Origin of the sequence: Acidimangrovimonas sediminis, assembly GCF_002871005.1 — a bacterium.
Classification (GTDB): Bacteria; Pseudomonadota; Alphaproteobacteria; order Rhodobacterales; family Rhodobacteraceae; genus Acidimangrovimonas; species Acidimangrovimonas sediminis.
The window spans coordinates 1-15,300 of sequence record NZ_PHSN01000025.1 but is presented as its reverse complement, the minus strand read 5'-3'; the positions used below and the strand labels follow the sequence as shown (position 1 = coordinate 15,300).

Sequence of the window (15,300 nt, the reverse complement as noted above, 5' to 3'; positions counted from 1 at the left end):
CCTCGCTGGCGCCCGCGGGCAGGACCGGGCGACCGGGCGGAGCCTAGCCGCGCTTCGCCGGGCAGGAAAGGGGGGAACGGGCGCCGGCCTCCGGGTGGGGTCACAGCCCGCCGAGGATCGCGGCAAGCTCCTCCGGGCGGGTCAGCTGCGGGAAGTGGCCGCAGTCGAGTGTGAAGACCTCGGCGCAGGGGGTGCGGGCGCGCATCTGCTGTTGCAAGGCGAAGGTCACGACCTGGTCATGGCGCGCGTGGACATAGGCGCGCGGCACGCTGTCGAAGGCGGGGCCGAGGCGGATCGCCTCGGTCTGGCCGCGGTTGGGCTGGGCTACGTAGGTGACGCTGGCCGCCTCTTCGGGGGTGGCCTCGGGGAAGAAGATCGGGGCGGCCAGTTCCGGGTCGATCTCGGAGGTGCCGGGGCGGGCACCCTTGCGCACGGCGCGGGCGACGCCGGGGCTGTCCTGGCTGCGGATCAGGTCGATCAGCGACTGGCCGTCGGCGGGCAGGAGCGCGGCGACATAGACGAGCTTGCGCACAGCCTGCGGCACGGCTTGCGCGACACCCGATATCACCATCCCGCCCATGGAATGGCCGACCAGCAGCGCGGGCGGCCCCGCCACGGCGAGCGCGGCGACATGTGCAACGTAATCGTCGAGGCCGATCGCGCCGGGGTCGTGCACGCCGCCGTTCTCACCGCCGTTTTCACCACCATGACCGGGCAGGGTGACCGCCGTCACCTCGTGCCCTGCCTCGCTGAGGCGCGGCGCGACCCGGTCCCAGATGGCGCCGGTGCCCCAGGCGCCGTGTACAAGCAGGATCCTGCCCATCACAGGACACCGTGCGAAGGGTGGCGGCATCGGGACAAGGGGGCAGACACGAGGCCAGACGTGGGGTCACACATGGCCGATGTCGCGCAGGAAGGCGGAGAGGGCGGCGGCATAGGCCTCGGGCGCCTCGATGCAGGGCAGGTGGCCGGCGCCGCGGATCAGGTGAAAGCGGCTGCCGCGGACCAGGTCGGCCGTCTCGCGCACCAGGTCGGGCGGGGTCGATCCGTCCTCGGATCCGGCGATCGCCAGCGTCGGCAGCCCCAGCCCCGAGGTCGGCGTGTAGAAATCCGTCCCCGAGATCGCGGCGGCGGTGGCCATGTAGCCCTCGGCCGGCTGCCGCACCAGCATGTTGCGCACCAGTGCGACCTCGGCCGCGGTCGAGGCCCCTTGGCGGAACCGGCGCGAGAACCAGCGTTCCAGCGCGGCGTCGGCCAGCGCTTCGATCCCGCCCTGGCGGACCGCCTCGATCCGTTGTTGCCAGATCCCCTGGGTCGCGATCTTGGCCGCCGTGTTGGACAGCACCATCGCACGCACGAGATCCAGCCGCTTCACCGCAAGCCCCTGCGCCACCATCCCGCCCAGCGACAGCCCGACGAACGCGGTGTCCCTGACACCCAGCGCCTCGATCAGGCGCTCGGCGTCGCGTACCAGCGTGCCCATGCCGTAGGGGCCGGGCGGGCAATCCGACAGGCCGTGACCGCGCGCGTCGTAGCGGATCAGTCGCAGCCCCGGGGGCAGCAGCGGCACCACCTTGTCCCAGAGCCGCAGGTCGCAACCCAGCCCGTTCGAGAACACGACCGGCGCGCCGTCGCGCGGGCCCTCGTCGCGGATGTGAAGGCGGATGTCGCCAAGGTCGAGGATGTGCATCGGGTCTCCGTCCGGCGGCCGCTGCGCCGGGGCAGGCCACCCGCCCCGCATAGCGCGTTGCGCCGGGGGGCGCAAACGGGGCGGCGGCTGGGAGAGGGGGGCAGGCGTCAGGCGTCGAGGGTGGCGAGTGCGCGGGCGAAGAGCACGGGGTCGACATTGCCGCCCGAGGCCACGGCGATCGCCGTGTCGGCCGCCAGTTCCGCGCCGTGGAAGAGTGCGGCCGCCAGCGCCACCGCGCCGCCCGGTTCGATCACGACCTTCAGCCTCAGGAAGGCCAGCCCCATGGCGCGCAGTGCTTCTTCCTCGGTCACCACGAGGCCCGGCCCGCTCAGCCGCTGCTGCACCGGAAAGGTCAGCTCTCCCGGGCGGGGGGTGATGATCGCGTCGCAGATCGACCCGGCAAGCCGGTCGTTGGCGACGACACTGCCCGAGGCGAGCGAGCGTGTCGTGTCGTCGAAACCCTCGGGCTCGACCGGGCGGACGCGCATCGCGGGGGCCTTCGCCTCGAGCGCCAGCGCGATCCCCGAGGTTAGCCCGCCTCCGCCGCAGGGCACCAGCACCTCGGCCACGGTGACCCCTTCTTCGGCGGCCTGTTCGGCGATCTCGAGGCCGGTCGTGGCCTGACCCGCGATCACCTGCGGGTCGTCGTAGGGCTTCACCAGGGTCAGCCCGCGCTCGGCGGCCAGCGCGGCGCCGATCTCCTCGCGGTTCTCAGTGGCGCGGTCGTAGAGCACCACCTCGGCGCCAAGCGCTTTCGTGTTCGCGATCTTCAGCGCCGGCGCGTCCGAGGGCATGACGATGACGCAGGCCGCGCCCTGCAGCGCCGCGGCGCGGGCCACGCCCTGCGCGTGGTTGCCGCTGGAATAGGCCAGCACGCCCTGCGCCCGCACCTCCGGCGTCAGCGCCGAGACGGCGGACCAGGCGCCGCGCGCCTTGAAGCTGCCGGTGTGTTGCAGGCACTCGGCCTTGACCAGAAGGCGGCGTCCGGCGATCTCGTCGAGGAAGGGCGATGACAGGAGCGGGGTGCGCAGCACATGGCCCTTCAGCCGCGCCGCGGCGGCCTCGATCATCGCGATGTCGGTCATGGTCGTATCCTCTCTGGCTGGCCTCTCCCCGGTCGGACCAAGGCGTAGCCCGCGGCGGCGGCGGGCACCAGACCCCGTTTTTGCCGGCCGGGCCCTTCGGAGCCGGCGACGAAGGGCGCGCACGGGGCCGTGGCGCTTAACCGTTCGTTAACCACGTTGCTCCCAGACTGGCGCGGAAGAGGAGCGTCATGGCGTATCGGTTGAAAAGGGCGGTGCTGGCCGGGGTTTGGGGGATCTGCGCGCTTGGCCTGCCGGCGAGCCGCTGTCTTGCGGATGCCTGGCCGCGCGAGGTGGGGGGGATGTTCGTCTCGACCGGGGTGACCTTCGGCCAGGGGCGCGACGCGACCGGTCACCGCAGTTGGGCGGCCCAGCCGGTGACGGAGGGGAACTTCTACGCCGAGATCGGCCTCAAGCGGGACAACCTGGTGATCCTCGACGCCACGCTGCCCAAGGATGGTGGTAGCGACTTCGTTCTGGGCTTCGGCCACGCGACGCAACGCGACGACGGCACCGCCTGGGGCTGGGCGCTGGGTGTCGGGCGGCGCACCACGCCGGGGGCGGCGGGGCTGACCTACCTGCGCCCGGCGCTGGCCTGGGGGCGGGGCTGGGGCGCGGGGGGCGGGGACGGCCGGCTCGGCGCGTTCTCGGGCGTCACCTCGGGCTGGCCCGGTTGGGTCACCGCCAAGCTGGAGCTGGAAGTCTGGGCCAGGCCACGCCAGGCGGTGCCGAAGATCGACGTGATCTTCGGCCTCAAGCCCTCGGAGCGGGTGAACCTGATGCTGGAGCTTCTCGGCGATGATTACCCCGGCGCGCGGGCCAGCCTGCGCCTCGGGCCTGCGGTGGTACTGCGGGTCGGGTCGGCGCAGGTCAAGCTTCAGCCCGAAATCCCGTTGATAGGGGAATCGTCGCCCCGGATCTCTCTTGCGCTGTGGTCGGCGTTCTGACGGGCGGCCCGGGCTCGACAGGCGCCCTCAGAACTTCAGCGAGATGTGGAGCGATCCGACAAGCTGATGCTCCGGCTGGGTCTTGAACTCGCGGCTGAGGTAGGTGAGGCCATAGAACGCCGCCATCCTCTCGCCCTGCCAGTGGAGACCAAGCCGCACCCGGGTGCGCGTCGGATCCAGCGGCGCCGGCCCGTCCGAGGGCAGCAGATGGCTGGAGGCGACATGCGCCACGTCTGCCCCGACGACGAGGCTGAGGCCTGGAGTGCGGTTCATCCGCACCGCGCGGTAGCGCTGGCCGGTGACGGCATCGCGCACCAGCATGTCGCCGCGCCCGAACTGGCCGATGGTGAGGTCGCCGCCCACGCGCACAAGTGTCTCGAGCCCCGCCTCGGCGCCGACGAAGGGCCGGAACGACATCGCGTTGCCAAGGTCGTAGCTGCGGCCGACCTCACCCACGAAGGTGGGGTAGATCGCGTTGCCGATCTGGTCGTCGAGAACCCGGGTCGAGGGCGGGGTATCGCCTACCGCGCGGTGCGCGCTGGACTGAAAGTGGCCGATCCCGGTCTGCGGGCCGGTGGCGTTCAGGTCGATCCCGGCACTGGCCTCGGTTCGGCCCATGGACCAGTGGGTGTGCATGCCGAAGGTCAGGATCCCCGCATAGCGGCGATCGGTGGTGGGCGGCGTCGTCAGGTTCCCGGGGGTGATGATCTCGGCCGACAGGCGGTATTCGATCAACTGGCCGAAGCTTGCGGGAAGTTGCCCGTCCCAGTCCGGTCCCGTGATCGCGCTGAGCGTGTAGCTGCCCGAGCGCCAGCGGTCGTGGCCGTCGCCGAGGAAGTCGTTGTCGAAGATCCGGCCGACGCCGATCAGGCTGCGCCCGGTCTCGGCCTGCGCCGTGTTCGCCAGACCAAGCCCGACCCCAAGCCCCAGCATGCCGGTGACCATGGCAAGAAATGCCGCTTTCACTCTGTCTTCCTGTCCCGTTTTCTGCCCCCGACCGGCTTATACGGGGCGGTCGGGGCCGCGACTAGTGCGGCAGGGCCACAGTTCGCGGTGCACAGGCGACAGGCAAGTCAGCGTGACGGTCTTGTCCCGGGCGTCTCCGTCTCGGCGGTTCCGCCCACCCCGGGCACTGCGCGGTCGCGGGGTTTTGCCGGGGCGGGGCCCTCTGCCAGGAAGGCGGCACCCAGGAGCCCCAGCGCCAGCGGCTGGGGATAGACGGTGATCCGTTCCAGCGTGCCGACCCCGAGGCCCAGAAGCCAGTGATGTGCCAGCAGGATGGTGCCGGCGGCGCTCAGCCCGCCGGCGAAGAGGCACATCAGTGCGCGCCAGGGGGCGGCGCGCCGGGCGAATCCCCAGGCGAAGGCGAAACCTGCGGCGGCGAAGGCCACGAAATTCTCGCCTGCCGCGAAATAGTGCACCAGGGGGATGCTGTTCTCGGGGAAGACGCCCACCAGCGTGACGCCGGGCGCTGCCAGCGCGGCAAGGGCAAGGCCCGGCCCCATGCCCGGCCGCCGCCCGCGCCACATCAGCGCGGCACCTCCGGCGATCAGCAGGCCCTGCGCCATGAACGAGGCATTGGCGAGCGGATGCAGCGGCGAGCACAGAGGATGCGCCCCGCCGATCCGGCACCCGAGCGCGCCGAGATCGCTGATCACATTGCGCGACAGCGAATACTGCCCGCGCCAGTCGAGGATACTCAGCCGTTCGACGACGAAATATTGCAGGCAGCAGATCCACAACCCTGCACCAAGGGCAAAGTGCCGGTCGCGGCGTGGATCGGACTGCGGTGAAAGGGACATGCGGGAAAGATATCGCGCGCGCGGGGTGCGGCAACTCACGCGCCATCGCGCCTTTGGGAGCATGGGAAGGAGCGCAGAGTACGCATCGGCGTTGCGGGATCGCGGCCTTGGCGGGGGCAGGGCGGGAGGATCTTTCGGACAGGGGTGTTGACAGGTCGGTGAGCGGCGCAACAAAGTTACCCACCGGCGTCTTCCGGCAGGGGCTCGCCCCCGCAGAGGGCGGCCTGCAGGCGACTGCAGAGCGGTCGGGAACAGGGCCCGCAAGGAGGACGGGACCGTCGGAAGGCGCGGAGGGAGCAGCGCCGGGGGAGGACCCGGCGCAACTGAGGAGAAGACTGGCGCGGCACCGGGCCCAAGACCCGGAACCGGCCGGGGTTTCACGGGCAGACAACGTGAAAACCGCAAACGAGTCCGCGCATGCGGACAGGGAGGAAGAGGAATGAACCTGAAACTGGGTATCTCGGCGGCGGCCGTCGCCGCTGCCTGCGCCATGCCGGCGGCGACCGTCCATGCCGCAGACGCCATTTCCGATGGCGTTGTGAAGATCGGCGTTCTGGGCGACATGTCCGGCGTCTATTCCACCGGCTTCAGCGGCAAGGGCGCCGTCGACGCGGTGAAGATGGCGGTCGAGGACTTCGGTGGCACCGTCCTGGGCAAGAAGATCGAGGTGATCTCGGGCGACCACCAGAACAAGGCCGATGTGGCCTCGGCCACCGCGCGGCAGTGGATCGACGAGCAGCACGTCGACATGATCGAGGATCTCACCAACTCGGCCGTGGCGCTGGCGGTGCAGAAGCTGGCCTCGTCCAAGCACGTGATCACCTTCGCCACCGGCGCGGCGACCAGTGCGCTGACCGGGTCGGATTGCACCAAATACGGCATCCATTACGGCTATGACACCCACGCTCTGCCGGTGGGCACCGCGACCGCCGTGGTCAAGAACGGCGGCAAGTCGTGGTACTTCATCACCGCCGATTATGCCTTCGGGCACGCGCTGCAGGACAATACCGCCTCGGTCGTCAAAAGCCTGGGTGGCAAGGTGGTGGGGTCGTCCGACGTGCCGCTGGCGACGGCGGATTTCTCGTCCTACCTGTTGCAGGCGCAATCGTCGGGCGCGCAGGTGATCGGGCTTGCGAACGCCGGGCAGGATACGGTCAACGCGATCAAGCAGGCGCATGAGTTCGGCATCGTCTCGGGCGGGCAGCAGCTGGCCGGCATGCTGGTGCTGATCTCGGACGTGAAATCGCTGGGCACCGACGTGGCGGCGGGCCTGCAATTCACCTCCGGCTGGTACTGGAAGGGCGACAAGGCGTCCGAGGAGTGGAAGGCCAAGTACGAGAAGTTCTCGGGCGGCGAGGCGCCGACCTTCGTGCATGCGGCGGATTACTCGCTGACCATGGCCTATCTCAACGCGATCAAGGCGGCGGGCACCGACGATCCCGACAAGGTGCGCGCGGAGCTGGGCAAGATGAAGATCGACGACTTCTTCGCCAAGGGCGGGCAGATCCGCAAGGACGGCCTGCTGGTGCACGACATGTACCTGCTGAAGGTCAAGTCGGGCGGGTCGGACCCGTGGGACGTGGCCGACGTCGTGCGCACCATCCCGGGCGACGAGGCCTATGCCTCGCTCAAGGACGGCGGCTGCAAGATGGCGCAATAATCCTCGGATCGGTTTGGGGGAGGCGCCCCGGGCTGATCCGCGTCATGGCCCCTTCCGCGCTGCGGGAGGGGCTTTTCTGCTGCCAGGGGCTGGTCGCCCCGGACTTCAGATTCTCACGGGCGGTACGGACCTCTGCTGGCTTCCGTCACGTCCCCACGATTACCGGCGTGCCCTTGTAGGCCGGGGTCTTGGAGTTCTTCTCGTGATAGCCCAGCGGCACCAGCGGGTTGAGTTCCGGATAATAGCCCGCGACGCAGCCCATCGGTAGGTCGTAGCCGGTCAGCGTGAGCCCCGACACCCGCCGCTCCACCCCGTCCGCCACGGCGCAGTTGAGCGAGACCTTCGCGCCTTCGGTCAGCCCCAGCCGGGCGATTTCCTCGGGGTGCATCAGCACGATCATCCGGTCGCCCTCCAGCCCGCGCAGGCGGTCGGAATAGCCGTAGATCGTGGTGTTGAACTGATCGTTCGAGCGCAGGGTGATCAGCGTCATCTCGCGGCCGCCCCCGGGGGCCTGACCGAGGGCCGAGAGGGTGTCGGGCACCGTGAACTCGGCCTTTCCGCTTTCGGTCTTCCACACCCGCTCGCGCGCCGGGTTGCCGCGGTAGAAGCCGCCGGGCTGATGCAGGCGGGCGTTGAACTCGGCGAAGTCGTCGGGGAAGGTTTCCGCGATCAGGTCGCGCACACGGCCGTAATCGGCGGTCCAGCCGTCCCAGTCCAGCCGCGGGTTGGGGGCCAGCGTGGCCTTGGCGATCCCCGCCACGATCGCCAGCTCCGAGCGGACATGTTCGGACGGCGGCAGCGCGTTCCCGATTGAGCCGTAGATATGCGAGAACGTGTCCTCCATCGAGGTGGCCTGTCGCCCGCCCGCCTGTTCGTCGCGATCGGCGCGACCGAGGCAGGGCAGGATATAGGCGGCCTTGCCGGGGGCGAGGTGCGAGCGGTTCAGCTTGGTCGCGATGGACACCGAGAGGTCGAGCCGGGGATAGGCCGCCTCGATCCTCTCGCGGTCGGGCATGGCGCGCACGAGGTTTCCGCCAAGCGAGATCAGCGCCTTTACCCGGCCCTCCAGGAGCGCCTCGAAGGCCATCACTGCATTCATCCCGTCCTCTTCGGGCGGCTCGATCCCGAACAGATCGCGCAGCTTGTCGGCGGGCATGTGCGCGGATTTCTCGCCCACGCCCACGGTGCGCTGGCCCTGCACGTTGGAATGGCCGCGGACGGGCGAGATGCCGGCCCCGAGTCGCCCGATATTCCCCTTCATCATCAGAAGGTTGCAGTACATGCCAAGGTTCAGCCAGCCATTCACATGCTGGGTCAGCCCCATGCCGTAGATGCCGATCACATTCTTCGCGCTGATATAGACCTCGGCTGCCTCCTCGATCATCGCGCGGGTGAGGCCCGAGTGACGCTCGATCTCGTCCCAGGGGGCCGCGCGCACGGCGGCCTCTGTCTCGGCGAAGCCGGTGGTCTGGCCCTCGATGAAGGCGCGGTCAAGGACGGTGCCGGGGGCCGCGTCCTCCGCGGCAAGGACGCATTTCATCATCCCCGCCAGCACCGCGATGTCGCCGCCGGGGCGCAGCTGGTAATATTGCTCGGAGATCTGCGTGGCCTTGCCGAAGGTCATCTGGCCCAGGTTCTGGGGGTCGACGAATTCGATCAGCCCGCGTTCGCGCAGCGGGTTGAAGGTGACGATCCGGCAGCCGCGCTTCACCGCCGCCTTCAGCGTGTGAAGGAAGCGAGGGGAGTTGGTGCCGGTGTTCTGGCCGAAGAAAAAGATCGCGTCGCAATGGTCGAAATCTTCCAGCGTGCAGGTGCCGACGGGCGTGCCGATGAAGGATTTCAGGTTCACGCTGGTCGTCTCGTGGCACATGTTCGACGATTGCGGCAGGTTCTGGTGCCCCATGGCGCGGGCGAAAAGCGCGTAAAGGTAGGATGCCTCGAGCCCCGCGTGACCCGACGCGTAGAACACGGCCTCCTTTGGGTCCATCGCGTTCAGGGCCGTGCCGATGGCCATGAAAGCCTCGTCCCAGCCCACGGGCACGTAGCGGTCGGTCGCGGCGTCGTAGCGCATCGGCTCGGTCAGGCGGCCGGCGGCCTCAAGGTCGTGATCGGGCCAGGTTTTCAGCTCCTCGACCGTGTGCTCGGCGAAGAAGTCGCGGCCGACGCGGCCGGAATCGAGTTCCCACAGCACGGATTTCGCGCCGTTCTCGCAGAATTCGGCGGCGTGGGGATCGGCTGGCTTCGCCCAGGCGCAGGAGGAGCACATGACACCCTTGGGCTTGTTCAGCTCATAGAGGATGCGGAAGGCTTCGCTGTCCTTGTGGACCTCGCCGAAGATCTCGGCCACGCCCTTGAGCGACCCCCAGCCGCCCGAGGGGTGGTCGTAATGCGGCAGGCCCTCGTCCTGTTTCGTGGCGTCGTGGCGGGGCGGGGTGGGGCTGGCCATGTGCGTGTCCTCCTGCTGCTTGGGGGGCAACGGGCACGGGGCGCGGCGGTTCCCTCACGATGGTGCGCAGAGGTGCGGAGGGCAGCGCCCGACCCTGGGTGGGCGCCTTGCCGCGTTCGTGGTCAGCGTTTCATGCCGCCACACTCCTCCGGCGATTGAACGCGTGGCGACGTTGCGGTGCGCCCTCCCGGGGGAAGGGTCGGGCGCTGCCCGGGCTTGTCGCCCGGGCGAGATTTGGCTGATGTGGCGCCGGGACAGGCCAGACCAAAGCAAAAGGCCCGGCGCATCGCTGCACCGGGCCTTCCGTGTCGAAGGGCGGAGGGGCTTACTTGCCCATCGCCGCCGTCAGCTCTTCCTGCAGTTCCTTGACCGACAGGTCGATCATCTTGCGGGCGTAATCGCCAATCTCGATGCCTTCGACCAGCTTGTATTCACCGCCTTCGCAGGTCACCGGCATGCCGCAGATCAGGCCTTCCGGGATGCCGTAGCTGCCGTCGGTCGGGATGCCCATCGACACCCAGCCGCCCTTGGTGCCGTGGATCCAGTCGTGCATGTGGTCGATCGCGGCGTTCGCGGCCGAGGCGGCCGAGGAGGCGCCGCGCGCTTCGATGATCGCGGCGCCGCGCTTGCCCACGGTCGGGATCAGCGTGTCGCGGTACCAGGTCTCGTCGTTGATCATGTCCGCAATGGCCTTGCCCGACGCGGTGGTGTTCGACCAGTCGGGGAACATGGTGGGCGAGTGGTTGCCCCAGACGGCCGCCTTCTCGATGTCGCGCACGGCGACGCCGGCCTTGGCAGCCAGCTGCGACAGGAAGCGGTTGTGGTCGAGGCGCAGCATCGCGGTGATGTTGGCGCGCGGGAAATCGGGGGCGTGGGCGGCCAGGATCGCGGCGTTGGTGTTCGCGGGGTTGCCCACGACGATCACCTTGGCATCGCGCTTTGCGGCGTCGTTCAGCGCCTTGCCCTGCACCTTGAAGATCTCGGCGTTGACCATCAGCAGGTCGGCCCGCTCCATCCCCTTCGACCGCGGGCGCGAGCCCACGAGGAAGACGCAATCGGCATCCTTGAAGGCGACCGCCGGGTCATCGGTGGCGACGATGTCCTCGAGCAGCGGGAAGGCGCAGTCTTCGAGTTCCATGATCACGCCCTTGAGCGCCGCCATCGCCGGGGTGATGTCCAGAAGCTGCAGGATCACCGGCTGGTCCGGCCCGTAGACATCGCCCTTGGCGATGCGGAAGAGCAGCGAGTAGCAGATTTGGCCGGCAGCACCTGTGACGGCGATGCGTTTGGCGGGAAGTGTCATCTGGACCTCCTTGTCCCGATTGCGTCGCTTGGGCACCTAGCGCGTTATATTGCCGCTGTCCAATGCGCGAGCGCTAACAACGTGAACCCCGGCCCGGAAACGGCGCGGGAGGCTACGGTATCCCGCTGTATACCGAAACTTCAGGAAGGGAAACCGCTGGTTTTGCGCGAAGGGGTGTGCGAATCGGTGCGTGTGCGTTCGGGGCACCAAGGAACAGAATTTGCGCCGATCCGGCCCGGTGATCCGGCCCGGTGATCTGGCCCCGTGCACGGTCGCCCATGGCGATCGCGGGGCCAGCGCCGGCCCGTCCCGACGGGCGGGCGCTTTGCCGCCCGCGCGAGACGCTCATTCGTTGGAGGAACCTGGCCGGGATTAAGCGCTGCCGTTCGAAGGGGACGAGCGTCAGACCACGGGCCGACGCTTGCCCTGCTTGCTTTGCGTCGGTCTCTCAGACCTCGACCTCGACCTGGCCGATCGGCTTGGAACAGCAGGCCAGGATGTAGCCGTCCTCGATGTCGTCCTCGGAGATGCCGCCGTTGTGAACCATGACGACCTGCCCCTTGGTCTTGCGGATCTTGCAGGTGCCGCAGACGCCGAAGGTGCAGCCCGAGGGGATCACGATGCCGGCGCCGCGCGCCACCGACAGGACGGTGTCGGTTTCGTGGCACGAGGCGGTGACGCCCGAGGCGGCAAAGGCGATCTCGGCCGCCGCGTCCTCGTCCGGGACCACGTCGTCCGGCACCGCCACGTCCGCCGCGTCCTCGATCGGCGCGGAAAAGCTTTCCTGGTGGTATCGTTCCATATCGTAACCCAGCGCGATCAGCATCTCGCGTACCGAGGTCATGAAGCTTTCCGGCCCGCAGCAATAGACCTCGCGTTCCAGGTAGTCGCCCGCGATCAGGCCCAGCATGATCTGGTTCAGCCGGCCGCGATAGCCGGTCCAGACGCGGTAGGGATCGTCCTCCTTCACCACGAAGCTCAGCTTGATGCCCGGCATCCGGGCGGCCATCATCTCCAGCCGCTGGCGCGAGATGATGTCCTGCGGGCGCCGCGCGCAGTGGATGAAGTTGACGTCGACGTCGGTGCCACGGTCGTAAAGATAGGTTGTCATCGACAGCGACGGCGTGATCCCCGATCCGGCCGAGATGAACAGGTATTTCTTGCGCTCGCGCGGCGGCAGGGTGAAGAGGCCCGCGGGACCCATCGCCTTGATCCGCATGCCGGGCTTGAGCTGGTCGAGCATCCAGCGCGTGCCGACGCTGCCTTCCTGCGCCTTCACGGTGATCGAGATCGACAGCGGCCGCGAGGGCGAGGACGAGATGGTGTAGGTCTTCCACACCGTGCCGCCCGGCACCGGCAGTTCCAGCGTCATGAACTGCCCCGGCGCAAAGCGGAACAGCGCCCCCGAGGGGGCGGTGAAGCTGAAGGTCATCGTCTCGGGCGCCTCGGGCACGACCGAGCAGCATTCCAGCGGTTCGGCGTCGGTCCAGATCCCGGCGTCGTCTGCCGCCGACAGGTCGACGCGATCCTGGTCGCCGCTCATTCCGCCGCGACCCGGGCCTGGCCGCCGACCGGGCCGGCGACAGTGCCGGTGATCGCGCGGATCATCGTCTCGGCGTACCAGTCGGAGAACTGGATCACCCCGTCCTCGTGCGACCGCGAATAGGGGCCGGGTTCGTAGGCGGGCGAAAGGATGCCGCGCTGGTTGTTCTCGACCACCTCGCGATCCTCGTCGTTGGTGTGTTCCCACACCTCGGTCAGGCGCTTGAGGTCATAATCCTGCCCCTCGACCGCGTCCTTGTTCACAAGCCAGGTGGTCTGCACCTCGGTTTCCAGCGGGCCGCGCGGGGTGACGCGGAAGGTGATCGAGTGATCGCCCAGGAAGTGGTTCCAGGTGGTGGGGTAATGGAACATGAGCAGCGTCCCAGCCTGGTCGGCACCGACCCGGCCCAACCGCTTGGCGACGGCCAGCTTGCCATCCATCGTGTAGCTTTGCGCACCCTCCAGCAGCGGCATGCGCGCCACCCGGAACTGCCCGCCCGGGTCAAGCTTGAAGCGCGAGGGCGCGCCAGCGGCCTCGAGCCGGTTGAAGTGCTTCTCGACGATGTCGGGGAACTTGCCGTCGGCCGCCACGCCCGAGATCGTCGGATCCTCGGGGTAGGTGCGGCAGAGCGAGGGGTGGTTGCCCGCGCAATGATAGCATTCGCGGTTGTTTTCCCAGACCAGCTTCCAGTTGCCGTTCTCGATGATCGTCGACTGGTGCGCGACCTTGGCGTTTTCCAGGTCATGCACCGCGAGGTAGGGGGTCACCGTCTCGGCGAAGCGGTCGAAATCGGGGGCTGCGTCGGCGAGGCAGATGTAGACGAGACCTGCGAGGTTGCGGCAATGCACCGGCTTCAGCCCATGTTTCGACGGGTCGAAATCGGGGCCCATGTCGCGCGCCCAGAGGAGTTTTCCGTCAAGCTCGTAGGTCCACTGGTGGTAGGGGCAGACAAGCTTCGGATGTCGGCCCTTCCTGGTCTTGCACAGGACGGAGCCACGGTGGCGGCAAGAATTGTGGAAGGCGCGGATCTCGCGGTCGTTGCCGCGCACGATCACCACCGAATAGGCGCCGACCTCGTGCACGACGTAATCGCCGGGCTTCGGGATCTCGCAGGCGGCGATGGTGAACAGCCACTCGCGGTACCAGATCTTTTCCATATCGACCTGGAACACACCGGGATCGCCGTAGAAAGGCTGTGCCAGCGAATGGGCGGGCTTGCGCCGCATGAGAAGCGAGAGGACGTCCGAATCGCGCAGCATCAGTCTTCTCCTGAGAGTGTCGCCCGAAGCGGCCGCCGACTTCGGGGGGAGGGGGAGGGGCGGCCGGGGCCGCGCCGGCCCCGGGTCGTATCGCCCCTACAAGGCCCCAAATCGCGACCCGCCACGCGGCCTTTTGCGACACTCGCGAAACGGCGGGCGACCTCTCGGCACCCGGCGCGATGCCGCACTGCCGCATGGTGGCCGGAAATGGCCCGGCCATCGCCGAATCGAGCACGGTGCGGGGAGTCGGGGAAGGCTGCCCGACGCGTCGGGCAGGTGGGGACGGCCCCGCCGGTGGCGGAGCGCGCATGGCTGCGCACCCCAGGGCTGCGGCACCATGGCCAGGGCACTGAGGGGGCGCCATGGCGGGCCGGTCTACCAATGTTTCCGTCGCACCCCCGGGGCGAAACCGGGGCGAAACCGGGGCCGGAACGCAAGGGGCCCGCCTGTGGAAAGGCGGGCCCCTGCGTTGTGGTTTCGTGGCGCGCTCAGGCGAGCATGAGCATCGGGTTTTCCAGCGCCTCGACGATCGCCTTGAGGAGCACGGCGCCGAGCGCGCCGTCGATCACCCGGTGGTCGACCGAAAGCGTCATCGACATGATCGTCGCGACCTCGATTTCGCCCGCGTCGTTGACCACGGGTTTCTTCACGCCCGCGCCGACGGCGAGGATCGCGCCATGGGGCGGGTTGATCACGGCGTCGAAATTGTCGATGCCGAACATCCCGAGGTTCGAGATCGCGAAGCTGCCGCCCTGGTATTCATGCGGCGCAAGCTTGCGGTCCTTCGCGCGGCCCGCGAGATCCTTCATCTCGGTCGAGAGGGCCGAGAGCGACTTGGTGTCGGCATCCTTCAGGACCGGGGTGAAGAGGCCGCCGTCGATCGCCACCGCAACGGCCACGTCCGAGGGCTTCAGCTTCAGGATCCGGTCGCCGGCCCAGACGGCATTGGCGTCGGGCACCTGCTGCAGCGCCTGGGCGCAGGCCTTGATGATGAAGTCGTTGACCGACAGCTTCACCCCGCGGCCCGAAAGCTGGTGGTTCAACTCGCCGCGCAGTTTCATCAGTGCGTCGAGACGGACATCGCGGCGCAGGTAGAAATGCGGGATGGTCTGCTTGGCCTCGGTGAGACGGGCGGCGATGGTCTTGCGCATCCCGTCCAGCTTGACCTCCTCGAATTCCCGGCCCTCGTACATCTTGAGGACGGCATCCGTGGAGGGGCCGGCAGGCGCGGCGGCGGGGGCCTTGGCAGCTTCGGGCGCAGGGGCGGCGGCCGCGGCGGGCTTGGCGCCCGGTTTCGCGGCCTCGACATCGGCCTTTACGATCCGGCCATGCGGGCCGGAGCCGCTGATCTGGCTGAGATCAAGCCCCTTGTCGGCGGCGATGCGGCGTGCCAGCGGCGAGGCGAAGATGCGCTCGCCGTCCTTCTTCGGCGCGGCCGGGGCCGAGGCGGCGGGCACCTCGTCCTTCGCCTTCGGCTTCTCCTCGTCCGTGTCCGCCTTGGACGACGCGGCGCCGGAGGCGGGCTCCGCCGGGTTGGTGGCGTTCTCGATGTCCGAGGCGTCCTCGCC

Annotated in this window: 12 protein-coding genes; 2 read left to right on the top strand and 10 right to left on the bottom strand. The window is 68.8% G+C overall.

Features of this window, described 5'->3' with window-relative positions:
- Nucleotides 1–100 precede the first annotated feature (100 nt).
- The 3 genes from CVV76_RS20055 to CVV76_RS20045 form a co-directional block, all read right to left on the bottom strand.
- Nucleotides 101–823, bottom strand: a complete 723-nt coding sequence (locus CVV76_RS20055; RefSeq protein WP_158243203.1) for an alpha/beta fold hydrolase — start codon at nucleotides 821–823, stop codon at nucleotides 101–103.
- 66 nt (nucleotides 824–889) lie between these two features.
- Nucleotides 890–1,690, bottom strand: coding sequence for a 3-oxoadipate enol-lactonase (gene pcaD, locus CVV76_RS20050; RefSeq protein ID WP_102226473.1), 801 nt, complete (start codon nucleotides 1,688–1,690; stop codon nucleotides 890–892).
- A 107-nt stretch (nucleotides 1,691–1,797) separates the two neighbouring features.
- Entirely contained in the window at nucleotides 1,798–2,775 is a 978-nt protein-coding gene (locus CVV76_RS20045) for a threonine ammonia-lyase (RefSeq protein WP_102226472.1), read from the bottom strand.
- A 188-nt stretch (nucleotides 2,776–2,963) separates the two neighbouring features.
- Here CVV76_RS20045 and CVV76_RS20040 point away from each other — a divergent pair, with 188 nt between their 5' ends.
- A complete protein-coding gene (locus CVV76_RS20040) occupies nucleotides 2,964–3,719 on the top strand; it encodes a hypothetical protein (RefSeq protein ID WP_102226471.1) in 756 nt (251 codons plus the stop codon).
- A 27-nt stretch (nucleotides 3,720–3,746) separates the two neighbouring features.
- Here the strand turns inward: CVV76_RS20040 and CVV76_RS20035 are convergent, their stop codons facing one another.
- Both CVV76_RS20035 and CVV76_RS25015 read right to left on the bottom strand, forming a co-directional pair.
- On the bottom strand, nucleotides 3,747–4,685 hold the full coding sequence (locus CVV76_RS20035; RefSeq protein WP_233193036.1) for a lipid A-modifier LpxR family protein: 939 nt from the start codon (nucleotides 4,683–4,685) through the stop codon (nucleotides 3,747–3,749).
- A 107-nt stretch (nucleotides 4,686–4,792) separates the two neighbouring features.
- Nucleotides 4,793–5,521 carry a DUF998 domain-containing protein gene (locus CVV76_RS25015; RefSeq protein WP_158243202.1) on the bottom strand — a complete coding sequence of 243 codons (729 nt, stop codon included), beginning with the start codon at nucleotides 5,519–5,521 and terminating at the stop codon, nucleotides 4,793–4,795.
- Between the two features lie 439 nt (nucleotides 5,522–5,960).
- Between CVV76_RS25015 and CVV76_RS20025 the strand changes: the two genes are divergently transcribed.
- Nucleotides 5,961–7,181 carry an ABC transporter substrate-binding protein gene (locus CVV76_RS20025; protein WP_102226468.1) on the top strand — a complete coding sequence of 407 codons (1,221 nt, stop codon included), beginning with the start codon at nucleotides 5,961–5,963 and terminating at the stop codon, nucleotides 7,179–7,181.
- A 145-nt stretch (nucleotides 7,182–7,326) separates the two neighbouring features.
- Here CVV76_RS20025 and CVV76_RS20020 read toward each other — a convergent pair whose 3' ends face one another.
- The 5 genes from CVV76_RS20020 to CVV76_RS20000 all read right to left on the bottom strand — a co-directional run.
- On the bottom strand, nucleotides 7,327–9,627 hold the full coding sequence (locus tag CVV76_RS20020) for an FdhF/YdeP family oxidoreductase (RefSeq protein WP_102226467.1): 2,301 nt from the start codon (nucleotides 9,625–9,627) through the stop codon (nucleotides 7,327–7,329).
- A gap of 325 nt (nucleotides 9,628–9,952) precedes the next feature.
- Nucleotides 9,953–10,930, bottom strand: a complete 978-nt coding sequence (locus CVV76_RS20015; RefSeq protein ID WP_102226466.1) for a malate dehydrogenase — start codon at nucleotides 10,928–10,930, stop codon at nucleotides 9,953–9,955.
- Between the two features lie 448 nt (nucleotides 10,931–11,378).
- Nucleotides 11,379–12,473, bottom strand: coding sequence for a hybrid-cluster NAD(P)-dependent oxidoreductase (locus CVV76_RS20010; RefSeq protein WP_102226465.1), 1,095 nt, complete (start codon nucleotides 12,471–12,473; stop codon nucleotides 11,379–11,381).
- Nucleotides 12,470–13,732: an aromatic ring-hydroxylating oxygenase subunit alpha gene (locus CVV76_RS20005; RefSeq protein ID WP_102226464.1), complete on the bottom strand. Its 1,263-nt coding sequence runs from the start codon at nucleotides 13,730–13,732 to the stop codon at nucleotides 12,470–12,472. Before CVV76_RS20005 ends, CVV76_RS20010 begins: the two co-directional genes overlap by 4 nt.
- 488 nt (nucleotides 13,733–14,220) lie before the next feature.
- Nucleotides 14,221–15,300: 2-oxo acid dehydrogenase subunit E2 (locus CVV76_RS20000; RefSeq protein WP_102226463.1), on the bottom strand; the 1,080-nt coding region annotated here is incomplete at its 5' end.

Bases quoted from the DNA above. Each gene is read 5' to 3' on its own strand.
- CVV76_RS20055 (WP_158243203.1), bottom strand. From the start codon at position 823: ATGGGCAGGATCCTGCTTGTACACGGCGCCTGGGGCACCGGCGCCATC.
- pcaD (WP_102226473.1), bottom strand. From the start codon at position 1,690: ATGCACATCCTCGACCTTGGCGACATCCGCCTTCACATCCGCGACGAG.
- CVV76_RS20045 (WP_102226472.1), bottom strand. From the start codon at position 2,775: ATGACCGACATCGCGATGATCGAGGCCGCCGCGGCGCGGCTGAAGGGC.
- CVV76_RS20040 (WP_102226471.1), top strand. From the start codon at position 2,964: ATGGCGTATCGGTTGAAAAGGGCGGTGCTGGCCGGGGTTTGGGGGATC.
- CVV76_RS25015 (WP_158243202.1), bottom strand. From the start codon at position 5,521: ATGTCCCTTTCACCGCAGTCCGATCCACGCCGCGACCGGCACTTTGCC.
- CVV76_RS20025 (WP_102226468.1), top strand. From the start codon at position 5,961: ATGAACCTGAAACTGGGTATCTCGGCGGCGGCCGTCGCCGCTGCCTGC.
- CVV76_RS20020 (WP_102226467.1), bottom strand. From the start codon at position 9,627: ATGGCCAGCCCCACCCCGCCCCGCCACGACGCCACGAAACAGGACGAG.
- CVV76_RS20015 (WP_102226466.1), bottom strand. From the start codon at position 10,930: ATGACACTTCCCGCCAAACGCATCGCCGTCACAGGTGCTGCCGGCCAA.
- CVV76_RS20010 (WP_102226465.1), bottom strand. From the start codon at position 12,473: ATGAGCGGCGACCAGGATCGCGTCGACCTGTCGGCGGCAGACGACGCC.
- CVV76_RS20005 (WP_102226464.1), bottom strand. From the start codon at position 13,732: ATGCTGCGCGATTCGGACGTCCTCTCGCTTCTCATGCGGCGCAAGCCC.